This is a genomic window from Pseudomonas sp. LG1E9 (genome assembly GCF_003290225.1).
Classification (GTDB): domain Bacteria; phylum Pseudomonadota; class Gammaproteobacteria; order Pseudomonadales; family Pseudomonadaceae; genus Aquipseudomonas; species Aquipseudomonas cyclaminis.
The window spans coordinates 337,842-354,147 of the sequence record NZ_CP029983.1 but is presented as its reverse complement, the minus strand read 5'-3'; the positions used below and the strand labels follow the sequence as shown (position 1 = coordinate 354,147).

Below are 16,306 nucleotides of genomic sequence, written 5' to 3'. Positions count from 1 at the left end.
GACCCCTGCGGGTCTCCCATTTTTTGTGCAGCGTTTAAAGCGTTAGAACAACACGCGGCTACGGATGGTGCCGTTGATGTGCTGCAGCTTCTCTTGCGCCAGGTCCGAGTACTCGGCGTCGACGTCGATCACCACGTAGCCAACCTTCTCGTTGGTCTGCAGGAACTGACCTGAGATGTTGATGCCGTTTTCCGCGAAGACCTTGTTGATCTCCATCATCACGCCAGGGATGTTCTGGTGGATGTGCAGCAGACGGTGCTTGCCAGGGTGAGCCGGCAGGGCCACTTCCGGGAAGTTCACGGACGATACGGAAGTACCGTTGTCGCTGTACTTGACCAGTTTTTCCGAGACTTCCAGGCCGATGTTGGCCTGGGCTTCAGCGGTGGAACCGCCGATGTGCGGGGTCAGGATCACGTTGTCCAGGCCACGCAGCGGGCTTTCGAAGATATCGTCGTTGGAGCGTGGCTCCACCGGGAACACGTCGATGGCGGCGCCGATCAGGTGCTTGTCCTTGATCGCGTCGGCCAGGGCGTCCAGCTCGACCACGGTGCCGCGTGCAGCGTTGATCAGGATGCCGCCTTTCTTGATGGCGCGGATTTCCTTCTCGCCGATCATCCACTGGGTCTCAGCGGTTTCCGGAACGTGCAGGGTCACGATATCGGACATGCCCAGCAGCTCGGTCAGGCTCGACACCTGGGTCGCGTTGCCCAATGGCAGCTTGGTCAGCGTGTCGTAGAAGAACACCTGCATGCCAAGGCCTTCAGCCAGTACCGACAGCTGAGTGCCGATCGAGCCGTAACCGACGATACCCAGCTTCTTGCCGCGGATTTCGAAGGAGTTGGCCGCACTTTTGATCCAGCCGCCACGGTGGCAGGAAGCGTTCTTCTCAGGGATACCGCGCAGCAGCAGGATGGCCTCGGCCAGCACCAGCTCCGCAACGGAACGGGTGTTGGAGTACGGTGCGTTGAACACCGCGATGCCGCGCTCGCGCGCCGCGTTGAGGTCGACCTGGTTGGTGCCGATGCAGAAACAGCCAACTGCCACGAGTTTCTTGGCGTGATCGAAGATCTCTTCGGTCAGTTGAGTGCGGGAGCGAATGCCGATGAAGTGCGCGTCGGCGATCTTTTCCTTGAGCTGGGCTTCCGGCAGAGAACTGGTGATGTACTCAATGCTGGTGTACCCGGCGGCTTTCAGAACGTCGACAGCCGATGGGTGGACGCCTTCCAGAAGAAGGAACTTGATCTTGCTCTTATCGAGAGAAGTCTTGCTCATCTGCGTAAACCTGTATCCCGGAGAAAAATGGCAGGGAATCGGATCACTTAAGCTGACCCGGACGGCAGGAAAGCCGTCACCGCAGAAACGCCCTTGGGCTCTGTCCTGCGGGGGCGGTATGCTAGCATACGTGCCCCGCTAAACACCCATTCCTGCGACGTGAAGCGTTCTCAGGATGACCATGAATTGTTCGAGAGTTCTGTCGATGACCCATCCTGCCCTGATTGATGAGCTAAAGACCCTGGTTGAGCCCGGCAAAGTGCTGACCGACGCCGACTCCCTGGAGGCTTACGGCAAGGATTGGACCAAGCACTTCGCACCTGCGCCCACCGCCATCGTCTTCCCCAAGACCATCGAGCAGGTTCAGGCCATTGTGCGCTGGGCCAATGAACACAAGGTGGCGCTGGTGCCGTCCGGTGGTCGTACCGGCCTGTCGGCAGCGGCCGTGGCGGCCAATGGCGAAGTGGTTGTGTCGTTCGACTATATGAACCAGATTCTCGACGTGAACCTCACCGATCGCACCGCCGTGTGCCAGCCGGGCGTGGTCACCAAGCAATTGCAGAACGTCGCCGAAGAAAAAGGCCTGTACTACCCGGTGGACTTCGCCTCGTCCGGTTCGAGCCAGATTGGCGGCAATATCGGCACCAATGCCGGCGGGATCAAGGTGATTCGCTACGGCATGACCCGTAACTGGGTGGCCGGCATGAAAGTCGTCACCGGCAAGGGCGACGTGCTGGAACTGAACCGCGACCTGATCAAGAACGCCACCGGCTACGACATGCGCCAGCTGTTTATCGGCGCGGAAGGCACCCTGGGCTTTGTGGTCGAAGCCACCATGCGCCTGGACCGGGCACCGAAGAACCTCACCGCCATGGTGCTCGGCACTACTGATTTCGACTCGATCATGCCGGTGCTGCACGCGTTCCAGAACAAGCTGGACCTGACCGCGTTCGAATTTTTCTCCGACAAAGCCCTGGCCAAGGTCATGGGCCGTGGCGACGTGCCGGCGCCGTTCGAAACCGAGTGCCCGTTCTACGCGCTGCTGGAATTCGAAGCCACCACCGAAGAAGTCGCCAACCACGCCCTGGAAACTTTCGAGCACTGCGTCGAGCAGGGCTGGGTGCTGGACGGCGTGATGAGCCAGAGCGAAACCCAACTGCACAACCTGTGGAAACTGCGCGAGTACATCTCCGAGACCATTTCCCACTGGACGCCGTACAAGAACGACATCTCGGTCACCGTCTCCAAGGTGCCGGCGTTCTTGAAGGAAATTGACGCGATCGTCGGCGAACACTACCCCGATTTCGAAATTGTCTGGTTCGGCCATATCGGCGACGGCAACCTGCACCTGAACATCCTCAAGCCGGAAAACCTGAGCAAGGACGAGTTCTTCGCCAAGTGCGCCACGGTGAACAAGTGGGTGTTCGAAACCGTCGAGAAGTACAACGGCTCGATCTCCGCCGAACACGGCGTGGGCATGACCAAGCGCGATTACCTGACCTACAGCCGCTCGCCGGTTGAAATCGAATACATGAAGGCCGTGAAAGCGGTATTCGACCCTAACGGGATCATGAACCCTGGCAAGATCTTCGCTGTTTAAGGAGTCGTTCCATGAGCTACCAGCACAAGTATGTCGACGGCACCAACATCCACTTCCCGGTGGGTAAAGTGGTGTGCATTGGGCGTAACTACGCCGAACATGCCAAGGAACTGGACAACCCGGTGCCGACCGAGCCGTTGCTGTTCATCAAGCCCGGCAGCTGCGTAGTGCCGCTGGAAGGCGGTTTTGCCATCCCTGCCGAGCGTGGCTCGGTGCACTACGAAGCGGAAATCGCGGTATTGATCGGCAAGCCACTGTCGAACAAGCCAAGCCGTGAAGAAGTGCTGGATGCCATCTCCGGCTTCGCCCCGGCCCTGGATCTGACCCTGCGTGACAAGCAGGCCGAGCTGAAAGCCAAGGGCCTGCCGTGGGAAATCGCCAAATCCTTCGACGGCGCGGCAGTGATTGCCCCCTTTGTGGTGAGCAGTACCTTTGCGGATGTGACCGATATCGGCATTCGCCTGACCATCAACGGCGTAGCGCGCCAGGACGGCAATAGCGCGCAGATGCTCAACCCGATCATCCCGATGATCCAGCACATGGCCGGCTGCTTCTCGCTGCAGGCCGGTGATGTGATCCTCACTGGCACTCCGGCGGGTGTAGGCCCGTTGAATGTGGGTGATGAACTTGTGTTGGAACTGACCGGCGTGAACCGCTTCGAAAGCAGCGTTCGATAAACACCTGGTCAAACCTGTGGGAGGGGGCAAGCCCCTCCCATATTGATTTGTGTGGGTCCACTTAATCTGGGTTTTTGCATTTTTTTCACACACTATCCGGATAATCCTTGGCCTTGTGCTATCCCCTAACGCTGACTTTCCGGAAAAAGCGCCCCATGGCCGTGTCCCTGCCTTCCGCCACACCCAAGCCGCGTTCTCGTTTTGCCCTGCGCTGGTATTCCTGGCTGTTTTTGGCAGGCGTCATCGTTTATGGCGTTGCCTGGGCCATGCATTGGGACGATCGCGGCATGCTGTGGGTGTCGGAGCGCTTTGAAACATCGGCTGAGCGCAATGAAAGTGTGTGGTTGCCGGACTACCACGCCGTCATCGACGCGAAAGTCTTGCCAGGCATGGAGAAGGACGAAGCCTCGGACGTCTCCTACAACCCGCAGACCAAAACCCTGTTTTCCGTCATGGGCAAAAACCCGTTCCTCGTTGAGTTGAACCTGCAAGGCGATGTGCTGCGCAAGATGCCGCTTAACGGCTGGAGCAACCCGGAAGGTGTTACGGTCATGGAAAATGGCCTGCTGGCGGTGGTCGATGAGCGCGACCACAGCCTGACCATCGTCAAGGTCGATGCCTCCACCCAGCAACTGAACAAAGCTGATTTCCAGAGTTATGACCTGGGCCCCTCCAAAGACCAGAACAAAGCCTTTGAGGCGATCACCTGGGACAAGCTAGGCCAGCAGCTTGTACTGGGCGAGGAGCGCCCGCCGGCGTTGTTCACCTGGAAAAGCGACGGCAGCCAGACCCTGGTTGGCGACAAGCAAAAACTCGCCAGCAAAGAACTGGATATGCGCAACCTTTCGGCGTTGGCTGTCGACCCGCGCACCGGCCACCTCCTGGTGCTTTCGGCCGATTCCCACCTGTTGCTGGAGTTGGACGAGAAGGGCGAACAGGTCAGCTTCATGACCTTGCTGGGCGGCTTCAATGGCCTGGGCAAAACCATTCCCCGGGCGGAAGGGGTGACCATGGATGAGGATGGCACGCTGTACATGGTCAGTGAGCCGAACCTGTTCTATCGTTTCGAAAGGCAGAAATAGACGGCCAGTTACGTCGGATATTTCTCTATCTGCGGCATGTCGCCAGACATCCGGGCGCGTTTAAGTTTAAATTCAGACAGGCGTGATATTCATTCGCCACTTTTGATTTTGAGCCCGCCCAATGCGCCGACTTGCCCGCCCCAAACCCATTCTGTTTCTCCTGGCGCTGATCGCCCTGATCTGCGCCGGAGTCGCTGGGCAGCACTTTCGCCTGTTCGAGCGCGCCTGGTTCAACTGGCAGGTGTGGCGCCAACCCGCCGATGAGCGCTCCATTGGCCTGGCCGAATACCGGGTAACGCTGGAGGCCCGGGTCATTGAGGGTCTGGACGACGATGTCTCGGCCCTCACCTATGATCCGGTGCGCAAAAGCCTGTTTACCGTCACCAATCAAAATGCCGAACTGATCGAGTTGTCTTTGGACGGCAAGATCCTGCGGCGCATCCCTTTGGTGGGGTTCGGCGATGCCGAAGCCGTGGAATTTATCAGCGACAACATCTATGTCATCACCGACGAACGCCAGCAGCGCTTGATCAAGGTGCATGTGGACGACGAGACCCAGTTCCTCGATGCCGCCGATGCGGAGCAGATGACTCTTGGCCTGCACGTGGGTGGCAACAAGGGGTTTGAGGGCTTGGCCTATGACTCGGTGGGCAAGCGCCTGTTCGTGGCCAAGGAGCGCGACCCGATGCTGATCTACGAGGTCCACGGTTTTCCCCATTTCAAGCCGGAAAAAACCTACTCGGTGCACGTGATCAACAACCCCAAGCGCGACGCCGGGCTGTTTGTGCGTGACCTGTCGAGCCTGCAATACGACGAGCGCAGCGGCCACCTGCTGGCACTGTCGGATGAGTCGTTTTTGGTATTGGAGCTGGATATCGACGGTCGCCCGTTGAGCAGTCTTTCTCTGCTCAACGGCCGTCACGGCCTGAAAAAACGTGTGCCTCAGGCCGAAGGGATCGCCATGGATGACGAAGGTACGTTGTACCTGGTCAGCGAGCCGAACCTGTTCTACGTGTTCAAGAAACCCAGTCCCTGAAAACACCGCCAAACCAATGTAGTGTTCTCAGGCCTTGAGGGTTTTGACGCCTTCCGGGGTGCCGAGCAGCAGCACATCCGCCGGACGCGCCGCGAACAGGCCGTTGGTGACCACGCCGACAATCGCATTGATCTGAGTTTCCAGCTCCACCGGGTTGGTGATCTGCATATTGAACACGTCGAGGATGATGTTGCCGTTGTCGGTCAACACGCCTTCGCGGTACACCGGGTCGCCGCCCAGTTTCACCAGCTCGCGGGCTACGTGGCTGCGGGCCATCGGGATCACTTCCACTGGCAGCGGGAACGCGCCGAGGACCGGCACCAGCTTGCTGGCGTCGGCGATGCAGATAAAGGTCTTGGCCACGGCCGCGACGATCTTCTCGCGGGTCAGGGCTGCGCCGCCGCCCTTGATCAGGTTCAGGTGCTCGTCGCTCTCATCGGCGCCGTCGACGTAGAACTCCAGGTCGCTCACGGTGTTGAGCTCGTACACTGGAATGCCATGGCCCTTCAGGCGTGCGGCGGTGGCTTCGGAGCTGGCCACGGCGCCGTCGAACGCGCCTTTGTGCTGGGCGAGCGCATCGATAAAGCAGTTGGCAGTGGAGCCGGTGCCGACACCGACGATGCTTTTGTCGTCGAGTTTAGGAAGGATTAAATCGACGGCGGCCTGGGCCACTGCCTGTTTGAGTTGATCCTGGGTCATGCGGGCTCCGGAACGGGCGGGGAGTAAAGAGGGGCGCGAGTATAACCCAACAAAACCTCGGGATTCGTGTGGTCGCCCGCCCAAACGCTGGGTTAGACTCCTTGGCCCTGCCCAACCTGCTCAGTGATTCCCGCCGATGCTTGAACAGTACGTCAAAAAGATCCTCACCTCGCGCGTTTACGACGTTGCCGTAGAAACCCCGCTGCAGACCGCCCGCCAGCTCTCCGAGCGCCTGGGTAACAAGGTTTGGCTCAAGCGCGAGGATTTGCAGCCGGTGTTCTCGTTCAAGATTCGCGGCGCTTATAACAAGCTGACGCAACTGAGCGCCGAAGAGCGTGCGCGAGGCGTGGTGACGGCGTCGGCGGGCAACCATGCGCAAGGCCTGGCCCTGGCGGCCAAGGTGCTGGGGGTCAAGGCCACGATTGTGATGCCCAAGACCACCCCTGAAATCAAAGTCGAAGGCGTGCGCTCTCGCGGCGGCAAAGTGGTGCTGCACGGCGACTCCTTCCCGGAAGCGCTGGCCTACTCGCTGAAACTGGTCGACGAAAAAGGCTACGTCTACATTCACCCCTACGATGATCCGCACACCATTGCCGGGCAGGGCACCGTGGCGATGGAAATTCTGCGCCAGCATCCAGGCCCGCTGGATGCGATTTTCGTCCCGGTGGGCGGTGGTGGCCTGATCGCAGGCATCGCGGCGTATGTGAAATACCTGCGACCGGAAATCAAGATCATCGGCGTCGAGCCGGATGACTCCAACTGCCTGCAAGCCGCCATGGCGGCGGGTGAGCGCGTGGTGTTGCCGACGGTCGGGATCTTTGCCGACGGCGTTGCGGTGGCACAGATCGGCCAGCACACCTTTGATATCTGCAAAGACTATGTCGACGAAGTGATCACCGTGAGCACCGATGAAATCTGTGCGGCGATCAAGGACATCTACGACGACACCCGTTCCATCACCGAGCCGGCAGGCGCGTTGGGCGTGGCGGGCATCAAGAAGTACGTCGAGACCCGTGGTGTCAGTGGCCAGACCTTCGTCGCCATCGACTCCGGGGCCAACGTCAACTTCGACCGCCTGCGCCACGTAGCCGAGCGCGCCGAACTGGGTGAAGGCCGCGAAGCCATCATCGCCGTGACCATTCCCGAGCAACCAGGCAGCTTCAAGGCGTTCTGCGAGGCCGTGGGCAAGCGCCAGATCACCGAATTCAACTACCGCTACCACTCCGGCAGCGAGGCGCACATCTTCGTTGGCGTGCAAACGCACCCGGAAACCGACCCGCGCAGTGCGCTGATCGCCAGCCTCACCGAGCAGGGCTTCCCGGTGCTGGACTTGACCGAGAACGAACTGGCCAAGCTGCATATCCGCCATATGGTCGGCGGGCATGCGGCCCACGTCAGCAATGAAGTGGTGTTCCGTTTCGAATTCCCGGAGCGTCCGGGGGCGCTGTTCAACTTTCTTAACAAATTAGGCGGGCGCTGGAACATCTCGATGTTCCACTATCGCAACCACGGCGCGGCGGACGGCCGTGTGGTCGCCGGCCTGCAAGTGCCGGCGAGCGAGCGTCACCTGGTGCCGGCGGCCCTCGAAGCCATTGGCTACCCGTACTGGGATGAAAGCGATAACCCGGCCTATAAACTGTTCCTCGGTTGAGCGACTACGCTGATTGGGGGCGGCCTCTAAGGAATACGAAACATGGAAACCCTGATCACCCTGAAAGTTATCCACATTGCAGCCACCGTGGTGTTGTTGCTCAGCGGCCTCGGCCTGGCGCTGCTGGCCTGGCGTAAACGCAGCGCCGGCGCGGCGGTGACCGTGCAGCGCCCGTGGGCGTTCGTGTGGTTGCTGATGGGCATTTGCGTGGTGAGCATGCCGTTTACGGGCTGGTGGCTGGTGCACCTGACTGGCTGGCCGTTGGGGCAGACCTGGATTCTGGGCTCCAGCATTCTCTATACCGTGGCGGCGCTGGCGTGGTTCTGGCTGGTGGCGCGGCTTAATCGCCTGCGCAAGGGGGAGGGAGGTAGTCTGAATTTCACCCTGGTGCTGGCGGTGGTCAGTCTGGTGGGGTTTGTGGCGATTGCGGGGTTGATGGGTGCCAAGCCGGTTTAAGGCTTGAGAGCTTGTCGACCTTATCGGGGGCAAGCCCCCTCCCACATTTGACTGTGTTCACAAATCAAGTGTGGGAGGGGGCTTGCCCCCGATAGGGCCATCAGCTGCGCAGCGTAATCACCGGCCACCCGCGCTTCTCGGCTTCGGCGCGCAAGTTCGGGTCCGGATCCACCGCTACCGGGTGGGTAACCTGCTCCAGCAGCGGCAGGTCATTCATCGAGTCGCTATAGAAATAGCTGTCTTGCAGGCTATACCCCGTCTCTTCCAACCAACGATTCAAGCGTGTCACCTTGCCTTCACGAAAGCACGGCACATCGGTGCTGCGCCCGGTGTAGCGGCCGTTTTCCATCTCGCACTCGGTCGCAATCAGCGTCTCGACGCCCAGGCGTGCAGCAATGGGCGCGGTGACGAATCGGTTGGTGGCGGTGATGATCACCAGTTTGTCACCGGCGGCACGGTGCTTGGCCAGCAGTTCCACGGCCAGTGGCAGCATGATCGGCTCGATGCAGTCGCGCATATAGTCGTTGTGCCACTCATCCAGTTGGGCCATCTCGGTGCGGCCGAGGATTTCCAGGCAAAAGTTCAGGTAGGCGGCGTTATCCAGCTTGCCGGCCAGATAATCCTGATAGAACTCGTCGTTGCGAGCCTTATAGGCTACGGCGTCAAGAATCCCGCGTTCGCACAGGTAATCGCCCCAGGCGTGGTCGCTGTCACCGCCAAGAAGGGTGTTGTCCAAGTCGAATAAAGCCAGGCGCATTGCAGTTACTCGCTGAAAAGTCTGTAAAAAGGCGTCCAGAATACGGTCTTTTCACAAGAGTGCACATAAGGTAAGAAGCCTCGTTGCCGCTGGAACAACCTTTGTGGAACAATGCGGCGACATGCGTTTGCGAGGTTGTTGCCGTGATCGACCCCGATGGTTTCCGTCCTAATGTCGGGATTATTCTTACGAATGATGCCGGACAGGTGCTATGGGCTCGCCGAATCAACCAAGATGCCTGGCAGTTTCCTCAAGGCGGAATCAACCCCGACGAAACCCCTGAAGACGCCTTGTACCGTGAGTTGAATGAAGAAGTCGGCCTTGAGCGCGAAGATGTGCAAATTCTGGCCTGTACCCGCGGCTGGTTGCGCTATCGTCTGCCGCAGCGCCTGGTGCGTACTCACAGCCAACCGCTGTGTATCGGCCAGAAGCAGAAATGGTTTCTCCTGCGCCTGATCTCCGACGAGCAGCGGGTGCGGATGGATTTGACCGGTAAGCCGGAGTTCGATGGCTGGCGTTGGGTCAGCTATTGGTACCCGCTGGGCCAGGTGGTGACATTCAAGCGCGAGGTTTATCGTCGCGCTCTCAAAGAGCTTGCCCCGCGCCTTTTAGCGCGCGACTGACGACGGAGTTCGACCCCGAGCCATGCTCAATACGCTGCGCAAGATCGTCCAGGAAGTTAACTCCGCCAAGGATCTCAAGGCGGCGTTGGGGATTATTGTGTTGCGCGTCAAGGAAGCCATGGGCAGCCAGGTCTGCTCGGTTTACCTGCTGGACCCAGAGACCAACCGTTTTGTGCTGATGGCCACGGAGGGCTTGAACAAGCGCTCCATCGGCAAGGTCAGCATGGCGCCCAATGAAGGTCTGGTGGGCCTGGTGGGGACGCGTGAAGAACCCCTGAACCTTGAAAACGCGGCCGATCACCCGCGTTATCGTTACTTTGCCGAAACCGGCGAAGAGCGCTACGCGTCATTCCTCGGCGCACCGATCATTCACCACCGCCGCGTTGTCGGCGTGTTGGTCATCCAGCAGAAAGAACGCCGCCAGTTCGACGAAGGTGAAGAAGCCTTCCTCGTGACCATGAGCGCGCAGCTCGCCGGGGTTATTGCCCACGCCGAGGCCACGGGCTCGATTCGCGGCCTGGGCCGTCAGGGCAAGGGCATCCAGGAAGCCAAGTTCGTCGGCGTGCCGGGTTCGCCGGGCGCGGCCGTCGGTACGGCGGTGGTCATGCTGCCACCGGCCGACCTCGATGTAGTGCCGGACAAGACCGTCAACGACATCGACGCCGAAATCAAACTGTTCAAGACCGCCCTGGAAGGCGTGCGCGCCGACATGCGCAACCTGTCGACCAAGCTGGCCACTCAACTGCGCCCCGAAGAGCGTGCGTTGTTTGACGTGTACCAGATGATGCTCGACGACGCGTCCCTCGGGAACGAAGTCAAAACCGTGATCAAGACCGGCCAATGGGCCCAGGGCGCCCTGCGTCAGGTGGTCACCGATCACGTCAACCGTTTCGAATTGATGGACGACGCCTACCTGCGCGAGCGCGCCTCGGACGTGCGCGACCTCGGTCGCCGTCTGCTGGCTTACCTGCAGGAAGACCGCACCACCAACCTGGTCTACCCCGACAACACCATCCTGATCAGTGAAGAACTGACCGCCACCATGCTCGGCGAAGTGCCGGAAGGCAAACTGGTGGGCCTGGTCTCGGTACTCGGTTCGGGTAACTCCCACGTCGCGATCCTGGCTCGGGCCATGGGCATCCCGACAGTGATGGGCCTGGTGGACCTGCCGTATTCCAAGGTCGACGGCATCGACATGATCGTCGATGGCCATCGCGGTGAAGTCTTCACCAACCCCAGCGACGTGCTGCGCAAGCAATACGCCGAAGTGGTGGAAGAAGAGAAACAACTGGCCCTGGGCCTGGATTCATTGCGCGAGCTGCCGTGCGTGACCACCGATGGTCACCGCGTACCGCTGCTGGTCAATACCGGCCTGCTGGCCGACGTGGCCCGTGCGCAACAGCGAGGCGCCGAAGGCGTAGGGCTGTACCGCACCGAAGTGCCGTTCATGATCAACCAGCGTTTCCCGAGTGAGAAGGAGCAGCTGGCGATCTACCGCGAGCAACTGCAAGCCTTTCACCCGTTGCCGGTGACCATGCGCAGCCTGGACATCGGCGGCGACAAGTCACTGTCGTATTTCCCGATCAAGGAAGACAACCCCTTCCTCGGCTGGCGCGGCATTCGCGTGACCCTCGACCATCCGGAAATTTTCCTGGTACAGACCCGCGCCATGCTCAAGGCCAGCGAAGGCCTGAACAACCTGCGCATCCTGTTGCCGATGATTTCCGGTACCCATGAGCTGGAAGAGGCGTTGCACCTGATCCACCGTGCCTGGGGCGAAGTGCGCGACGAGGGCGCCGACGTACCGATGCCGCCGATTGGCGTGATGATCGAAATCCCGGCAGCGGTGTACCAGGCCAAAGAGCTGGCGCGGCAGGTGGACTTCCTGTCGGTGGGTTCCAACGACCTGACCCAATACCTGCTGGCCGTGGACCGCAACAACCCACGGGTGGCCGACCTCTACGACTACCTGCACCCGGCGGTGCTGCAAGCGCTGCAACACGTGGTGCGCGACGCCCATGCCGAAGGCAAGCCGGTGAGCATCTGCGGTGAAATGGCCGGTGACCCGGCGGCGGCCGTGCTGTTGATGGCGATGGGCTTTGACAGCCTGTCGATGAACGCCACCAACTTGCCGAAGGTCAAGTGGATGTTGCGCCAGGTTGAGCTGAGCATGGCCAAGGATCTGCTGGCCGAGTTGATGACTATCGACAACCCGCAAGTTATCCACAGCTCGCTGCAGTTGGCGCTGAAGAACCTGGGGCTGACGCGGATGATCAACCCGGCCTCCGCTAAAACCCTCTAGACCGAGTCGCCTTTTTCGCAGGCAAGCCAGCTCCCACATTGGAATGCATTTCAACTGTGGGAGCCGGGCTTGCCCGCGATAGCGCTCGCTCAAGCACCGCTAAATCCTCAGTTCGACCTCGCCAAGTCGGCCACCATGCGGCCCAAAACTACGCTCCACCATCTGCCGCGTCCCGTTGGCATTTACAATCAGCGCCGTACTCGCCCGCGTCCCATAACTTGGGCTGGCAATAAACACGCTGGATAAAAGACTTTCCGTCGCCAAGCCCACTCCGGTATCTGGCAGGTCTGCAAACGGCGCCGTTTGAGGATCACTCAAAATCCCCAACAAGGCTTCCGGCTGTGGATCATCCAATACCGCGCTCAACGCCTTCTTGGTTTTGAGCAACTTTGGCCACGGCGTATCCAACCCGGCGTTGGATAAGCCGTACACGCCAGCCTCCAATCGTGTGGGCTTGGTCTGGTTGGCGTTGTAATGCCACAGCTCATCCCGTGTGCCCACCAGCAGGTTAAACCCGGCATATTCAATCGAACGGCCATTAACGTCGGCCAAATACTGATCAATGGGCAGCGAACCACTGAGAAACCGCGCCACCAGCTCCCCGCGGGACTTACGTGCCGGGGGCTGGTGGGGATCACGGATATTGGTCAGGGCCGCAAATCGCCCATCGGCGTTCACTCCCAGCCAGGTACCGCCCGCTTCCTGATCGCGACCGGCATAGACTTCGGGCACATCCGACCACTGGGCCAGCCGCAGGCTGGGGCGGGCGTAGAACTCGTCACGGTTGGCCGCGACGATCAGCGGTTGGGCGTGGCCCGGCCGCCAGGCGAAAACAATCAGGCACATCAGGCGATTCCCTTTTGTGTTTTTTTGCCACTGTACCCACACCAGCAGCGGTGTTCCATCGTATCCAGTTGGGCCGCATGCCTTCCATCCGTTAACATGCCGGACTTGCTTCGGGGGCTCCCATGGAATTTCTGCTGTATTTGCTGCTGGGCGCCTGCGCGGGCGTGCTCGCCGGGCTGTTTGGCGTGGGCGGCGGGATCATTATCGTGCCGGTGCTGGTGTTCAGCTTCACCTTGCAGGGCTTCGACCCGCAGGTGTTGACGCACCTGGCGGTGGGCACGTCCCTGGCAACGATCATCTTTACCTCGGTCAATGCCGTGCGTGAGCACCACCGACGTGGCGCGGTGCGTTGGCCGATTTTTGTGTGGATGACCGTTGGCATCCTCATCGGAGCTGGTTTTGGCGCACTGACTGCCGAGGCGATTTCCGGCCCGCATTTGCAGAAGATCATTGGCGTGTTCGCGCTGATCATCGCCGTACAACTGGCCCTGGAGGTCAAGCCCAAGGCCAGCCGGACGGTGCCCGGTAAAGTCGGCCTGACGCTGGCAGGCACGGTGATTGGCTGGGCGTCGGCGATATTCGGGATTGGTGGCGGTTCGCTGACCGTGCCGTTCCTGACCTGGCGCAGCGTGCCGATGCAGCAGGCGGTGGCCACATCTTCGGCCTGTGGCCTGCCGATTGCCTTGGCCAGTGCATTAAGTTTCATGATTCTGGGCTGGCATGACCCGCTGCTGCCCGCGCATAGTCTAGGGTTCGTGTATTTGCCGGCGCTGCTGGGCATTGCCCTGACCAGCATGGTGTTTGCCCGCTTCGGCGCACGCCTGGCGCATCGGTTGTCGCCGCGCTTGCTCAAGCGGTTGTTCGCCGGCCTGCTGTTTTGCGTGGGTTTGAATTTTTTGCTGTAACGCAGACTTAATCGCGTCCGGGCATGGTCCGGTCGCCATAACGCATGATTTAACGAGGAGTCGCAATGCTGCCTTACCCGCAGATCGACCCGGTGGCCCTGGCCATCGGTCCGCTGAAAATCCACTGGTACGGGTTGATGTACCTGATCGGCATCGGCGGCGCCTGGCTGCTGGCCTCCCGGCGCCTGAACCGTTTCGACCCGACCTGGACCAAGGAAAAACTCTCCGATATGGTCTTCTGGCTGTCGATGGGGGTCATCGTGGGCGGGCGTCTTGGGTATGTGCTGTTCTACGATCTGTCCGCCTACCTCGCCAACCCGACACTGATTTTCGAAGTGTGGAAGGGCGGCATGGCGTTCCACGGTGGGTTTATCGGCGTGATGATCGCCGCCTGGTGGTTTGGCCGGCGCAATGGCAAGTCATTCTTCCAACTGATGGACTTCGTCGCGCCGCTGGTGCCGATCGGCCTGGGCGCCGGGCGCATCGGTAACTTCATCAACGCTGAGCTGTGGGGCAAGCCGACCGACGTGCCGTGGGCCATGGTGTTCCCGCCGTTCAGCGACCCGGCGCAACTGCCGCGTCACCCGTCGCAGCTGTACCAGTTCGCGCTGGAAGGCGTGGCACTGTTCCTCATTTTGTACATTTTCTCGCGTAAACCCCGCCCAACCATGGCCGTTTCCGGCATGTTCGCGCTGTTTTACGGGATCTTCCGTTTCATCGTCGAATTCGTGCGCGTGCCGGATGCGCAGTTGGGCTACCTGGCATGGGGCTGGTTGACCATGGGCCAGGTGCTCAGTGTTCCAATGATCCTGGTCGGCCTCGGCCTGCTGTGGTGGGCGTACAATCGCCCGCAGCCGCTGAAGAACGCTGCGCTTTAAATTCGAATGCCGGGGCCTGCGCGCGGGCCCCGGCTTCAACGATACGGGTACTTACATGAAGCAATATCTCGAACTACTGAACGACGTCGTGACCAATGGCCTGACCAAGGGCGATCGCACCGGCACCGGCACCAAGGCTGTGTTCGCCCGTCAGTATCGGCATAACTTGGCCGACGGCTTCCCGCTGCTGACCACCAAGAAGCTTCACTTCAAAAGCATCGCCAATGAGCTGATCTGGATGTTGAGCGGCAACACCAACATCAAGTGGCTCAACGAAAACGGCGTGAAGATCTGGGACGAATGGGCCACCGAAGACGGCGACCTGGGCCCGGTCTACGGCGAGCAATGGACCGCCTGGCCAACCAAGGACGGTGGCACGATCAACCAGATCGACTACATGGTCCACACGCTCAAGACCAACCCCAACAGCCGCCGCATCCTGTTCCACGGCTGGAACGTCGAGTACCTGCCCGACGAAACCAAGAGCCCCCAGGAAAACGCGCGTGACGGCAAACAAGCCCTGCCACCTTGCCACCTGCTGTACCAGGCATTCGTGCATGACGGCCATCTGTCGATGCAGTTGTACATCCGCAGCTCCGACGTATTCCTCGGCCTGCCGTACAACACTGCTGCGCTGGCGCTGCTGACCCACATGCTGGCCCAACAGTGCGACTTGATCCCTCACGAGATCATCGTCACCACTGGCGATACCCATGCCTATAGCAACCATATGGAACAAATCCGCACTCAGCTGGCGCGTACGCCGAAGAAGCTGCCGGAGTTGGTGATCAAGCGTAAGCCTGCGTCGATCTACGACTACAAGTTCGAAGACTTCGAGATTGTGGGTTACGACGCCGACCCAAGCATCAAGGCCGACGTGGCTATCTAGAGCCCACCTTCGTCTTCAGATGTGGGCTTTTGTGTGGGAGGGAGCTTGCCCCCGATAGCGGTGGATCAGCTAAATATTGGTTGGCTGAAACTCTGTCATCGGGGGCAAGCCCCCTCCCACATTTGAACTGTGTTTGCTTGAGTTAATGGCCGTGGCTTCTGCCCACATGTGAGTGCTCAGCCTCGCTGGCCGCAACACTCCCGCTGACCTCCAGCCGCTGCAAAATCCCACACTCCGGCCCGCCGCCGCAGCGCTGGCGCAAGTCCAGCAACTGCACCTGCAACGCCAACAACCCATCGATCCGCGCTTTCACATGATGGATATGCTCGTCGATCAACGCATTCACACTTTCACACTGGTCCTGAGGACTGTCCCGTAGACCCAGCAGGCTGCGAATTTCTTCGAGGGTCATGTCGAGGCTGCGGCAATTGCGGATAAAGATCAGCCGCTCGGTATGCGCCTGGGTGTACACCCGGTAGTTGGCGTCGGTGCGCGCCGGGGGCGGCAGCAGGCCTTCTTTCTCGTAATAACGGATGGTTTCCACCTGACAGTCGGTCAGTTTGGCCAATTCGCCGATCTTCATCGCAGCAATCTCCAAATGGGTGCTTGACCCTATAGTGGCTACAGGGTCTT

16 protein-coding genes are annotated in these 16,306 nt (G+C 60.2%); 11 read left to right on the top strand and 5 right to left on the bottom strand.

Annotation, left to right across the window (positions count from 1 at the left end; all coding sequences use genetic code 11):
- Positions 1-42 precede the first annotated feature (42 nt).
- Positions 43-1,272, bottom strand: a complete 1,230-nt coding sequence (serA, locus tag DNK50_RS01850) for a phosphoglycerate dehydrogenase (protein WP_003176761.1) — start codon at positions 1,270-1,272, stop codon at positions 43-45.
- A 205-nt stretch (positions 1,273-1,477) separates the two neighbouring features.
- Between serA and DNK50_RS01840 the strand changes: the two genes are divergently transcribed.
- The 4 genes from DNK50_RS01840 (at position 1,478) to DNK50_RS01825 (ending at position 5,667) form a co-directional block, all read left to right on the top strand.
- On the top strand, positions 1,478-2,872 hold the full coding sequence (locus DNK50_RS01840; RefSeq protein ID WP_099585895.1) for an FAD-binding oxidoreductase: 1,395 nt from the start codon (positions 1,478-1,480) through the stop codon (positions 2,870-2,872).
- Positions 2,873-2,883: 11 nt separating this feature from the next.
- Positions 2,884-3,549: a fumarylacetoacetate hydrolase family protein gene (locus DNK50_RS01835; RefSeq protein WP_112192695.1), complete on the top strand. Its 666-nt coding sequence runs from the start codon at positions 2,884-2,886 to the stop codon at positions 3,547-3,549.
- A 155-nt stretch (positions 3,550-3,704) separates the two neighbouring features.
- Positions 3,705-4,631 carry an SdiA-regulated domain-containing protein gene (locus tag DNK50_RS01830; protein WP_112192694.1) on the top strand — a complete coding sequence of 309 codons (927 nt, stop codon included), beginning with the start codon at positions 3,705-3,707 and terminating at the stop codon, positions 4,629-4,631.
- A 121-nt stretch (positions 4,632-4,752) separates the two neighbouring features.
- Entirely contained in the window at positions 4,753-5,667 is a 915-nt protein-coding gene (locus tag DNK50_RS01825) for an SdiA-regulated domain-containing protein (RefSeq protein ID WP_099585892.1), read from the top strand.
- A 27-nt stretch (positions 5,668-5,694) separates the two neighbouring features.
- On the opposite strand, the gene rpiA is transcribed toward DNK50_RS01825, so the two are convergent.
- Positions 5,695-6,366, bottom strand: a complete 672-nt coding sequence (rpiA, locus tag DNK50_RS01820; protein ID WP_099585891.1) for a ribose-5-phosphate isomerase RpiA — start codon at positions 6,364-6,366, stop codon at positions 5,695-5,697.
- Positions 6,367-6,502: 136 nt separating this feature from the next.
- Between rpiA and ilvA the strand changes: the two genes are divergently transcribed.
- Together ilvA and DNK50_RS01810 are read left to right on the top strand one after the other, a co-directional pair.
- Positions 6,503-8,017, top strand: a complete 1,515-nt coding sequence (gene ilvA / locus DNK50_RS01815; protein WP_099585890.1) for a threonine ammonia-lyase, biosynthetic — start codon at positions 6,503-6,505, stop codon at positions 8,015-8,017.
- A gap of 42 nt (positions 8,018-8,059) precedes the next feature.
- The gene (locus DNK50_RS01810) at positions 8,060-8,473 is read left to right on the top strand and encodes a DUF2269 family protein (protein WP_099585889.1); all 414 of its coding nucleotides are present in this window, start codon (positions 8,060-8,062) and stop codon (positions 8,471-8,473) included.
- Between the two features lie 100 nt (positions 8,474-8,573).
- On the opposite strand, the gene DNK50_RS01805 is transcribed toward DNK50_RS01810, so the two are convergent.
- A complete protein-coding gene (locus tag DNK50_RS01805) occupies positions 8,574-9,230 on the bottom strand; it encodes an HAD family phosphatase (RefSeq protein ID WP_112192693.1) in 657 nt (218 codons plus the stop codon).
- 143 nt (positions 9,231-9,373) lie between these two features.
- Between DNK50_RS01805 and DNK50_RS01800 the strand changes: the two genes are divergently transcribed.
- Entirely contained in the window at positions 9,374-9,853 is a 480-nt protein-coding gene (locus DNK50_RS01800; RefSeq protein ID WP_049713461.1) for an RNA pyrophosphohydrolase, read from the top strand.
- 22 nt (positions 9,854-9,875) lie between these two features.
- Positions 9,876-12,155 (top strand): phosphoenolpyruvate--protein phosphotransferase, encoded by a 2,280-nt coding sequence (ptsP, locus tag DNK50_RS01795; protein WP_032884201.1) that lies wholly within the window; start codon positions 9,876-9,878, stop codon positions 12,153-12,155.
- A 99-nt stretch (positions 12,156-12,254) separates the two neighbouring features.
- Here ptsP and DNK50_RS01790 read toward each other — a convergent pair whose 3' ends face one another.
- The gene (locus tag DNK50_RS01790; protein ID WP_112192692.1) at positions 12,255-13,001 is read right to left on the bottom strand and encodes an NRDE family protein; all 747 of its coding nucleotides are present in this window, start codon (positions 12,999-13,001) and stop codon (positions 12,255-12,257) included.
- A 122-nt stretch (positions 13,002-13,123) separates the two neighbouring features.
- Between DNK50_RS01790 and DNK50_RS01785 the strand changes: the two genes are divergently transcribed.
- From DNK50_RS01785 to DNK50_RS01775, 3 genes are all read left to right on the top strand, one after another.
- Complete coding sequence (locus DNK50_RS01785; protein WP_032884198.1) at positions 13,124-13,906, top strand: sulfite exporter TauE/SafE family protein; 783 nt, start codon at positions 13,124-13,126, stop codon at positions 13,904-13,906.
- A 65-nt stretch (positions 13,907-13,971) separates the two neighbouring features.
- Positions 13,972-14,784 carry a prolipoprotein diacylglyceryl transferase gene (lgt, locus tag DNK50_RS01780; RefSeq protein WP_099585886.1) on the top strand — a complete coding sequence of 271 codons (813 nt, stop codon included), beginning with the start codon at positions 13,972-13,974 and terminating at the stop codon, positions 14,782-14,784.
- A 55-nt stretch (positions 14,785-14,839) separates the two neighbouring features.
- Positions 14,840-15,673, top strand: coding sequence for a thymidylate synthase (locus tag DNK50_RS01775; protein ID WP_099585885.1), 834 nt, complete (start codon positions 14,840-14,842; stop codon positions 15,671-15,673).
- 142 nt (positions 15,674-15,815) lie between these two features.
- On the opposite strand, the gene cadR is transcribed toward DNK50_RS01775, so the two are convergent.
- Positions 15,816-16,256 (bottom strand): Cd(II)/Pb(II)-responsive transcriptional regulator, encoded by a 441-nt coding sequence (gene cadR, locus DNK50_RS01770; RefSeq protein ID WP_099585884.1) that lies wholly within the window; start codon positions 16,254-16,256, stop codon positions 15,816-15,818.
- Positions 16,257-16,306 lie beyond the last annotated feature (50 nt).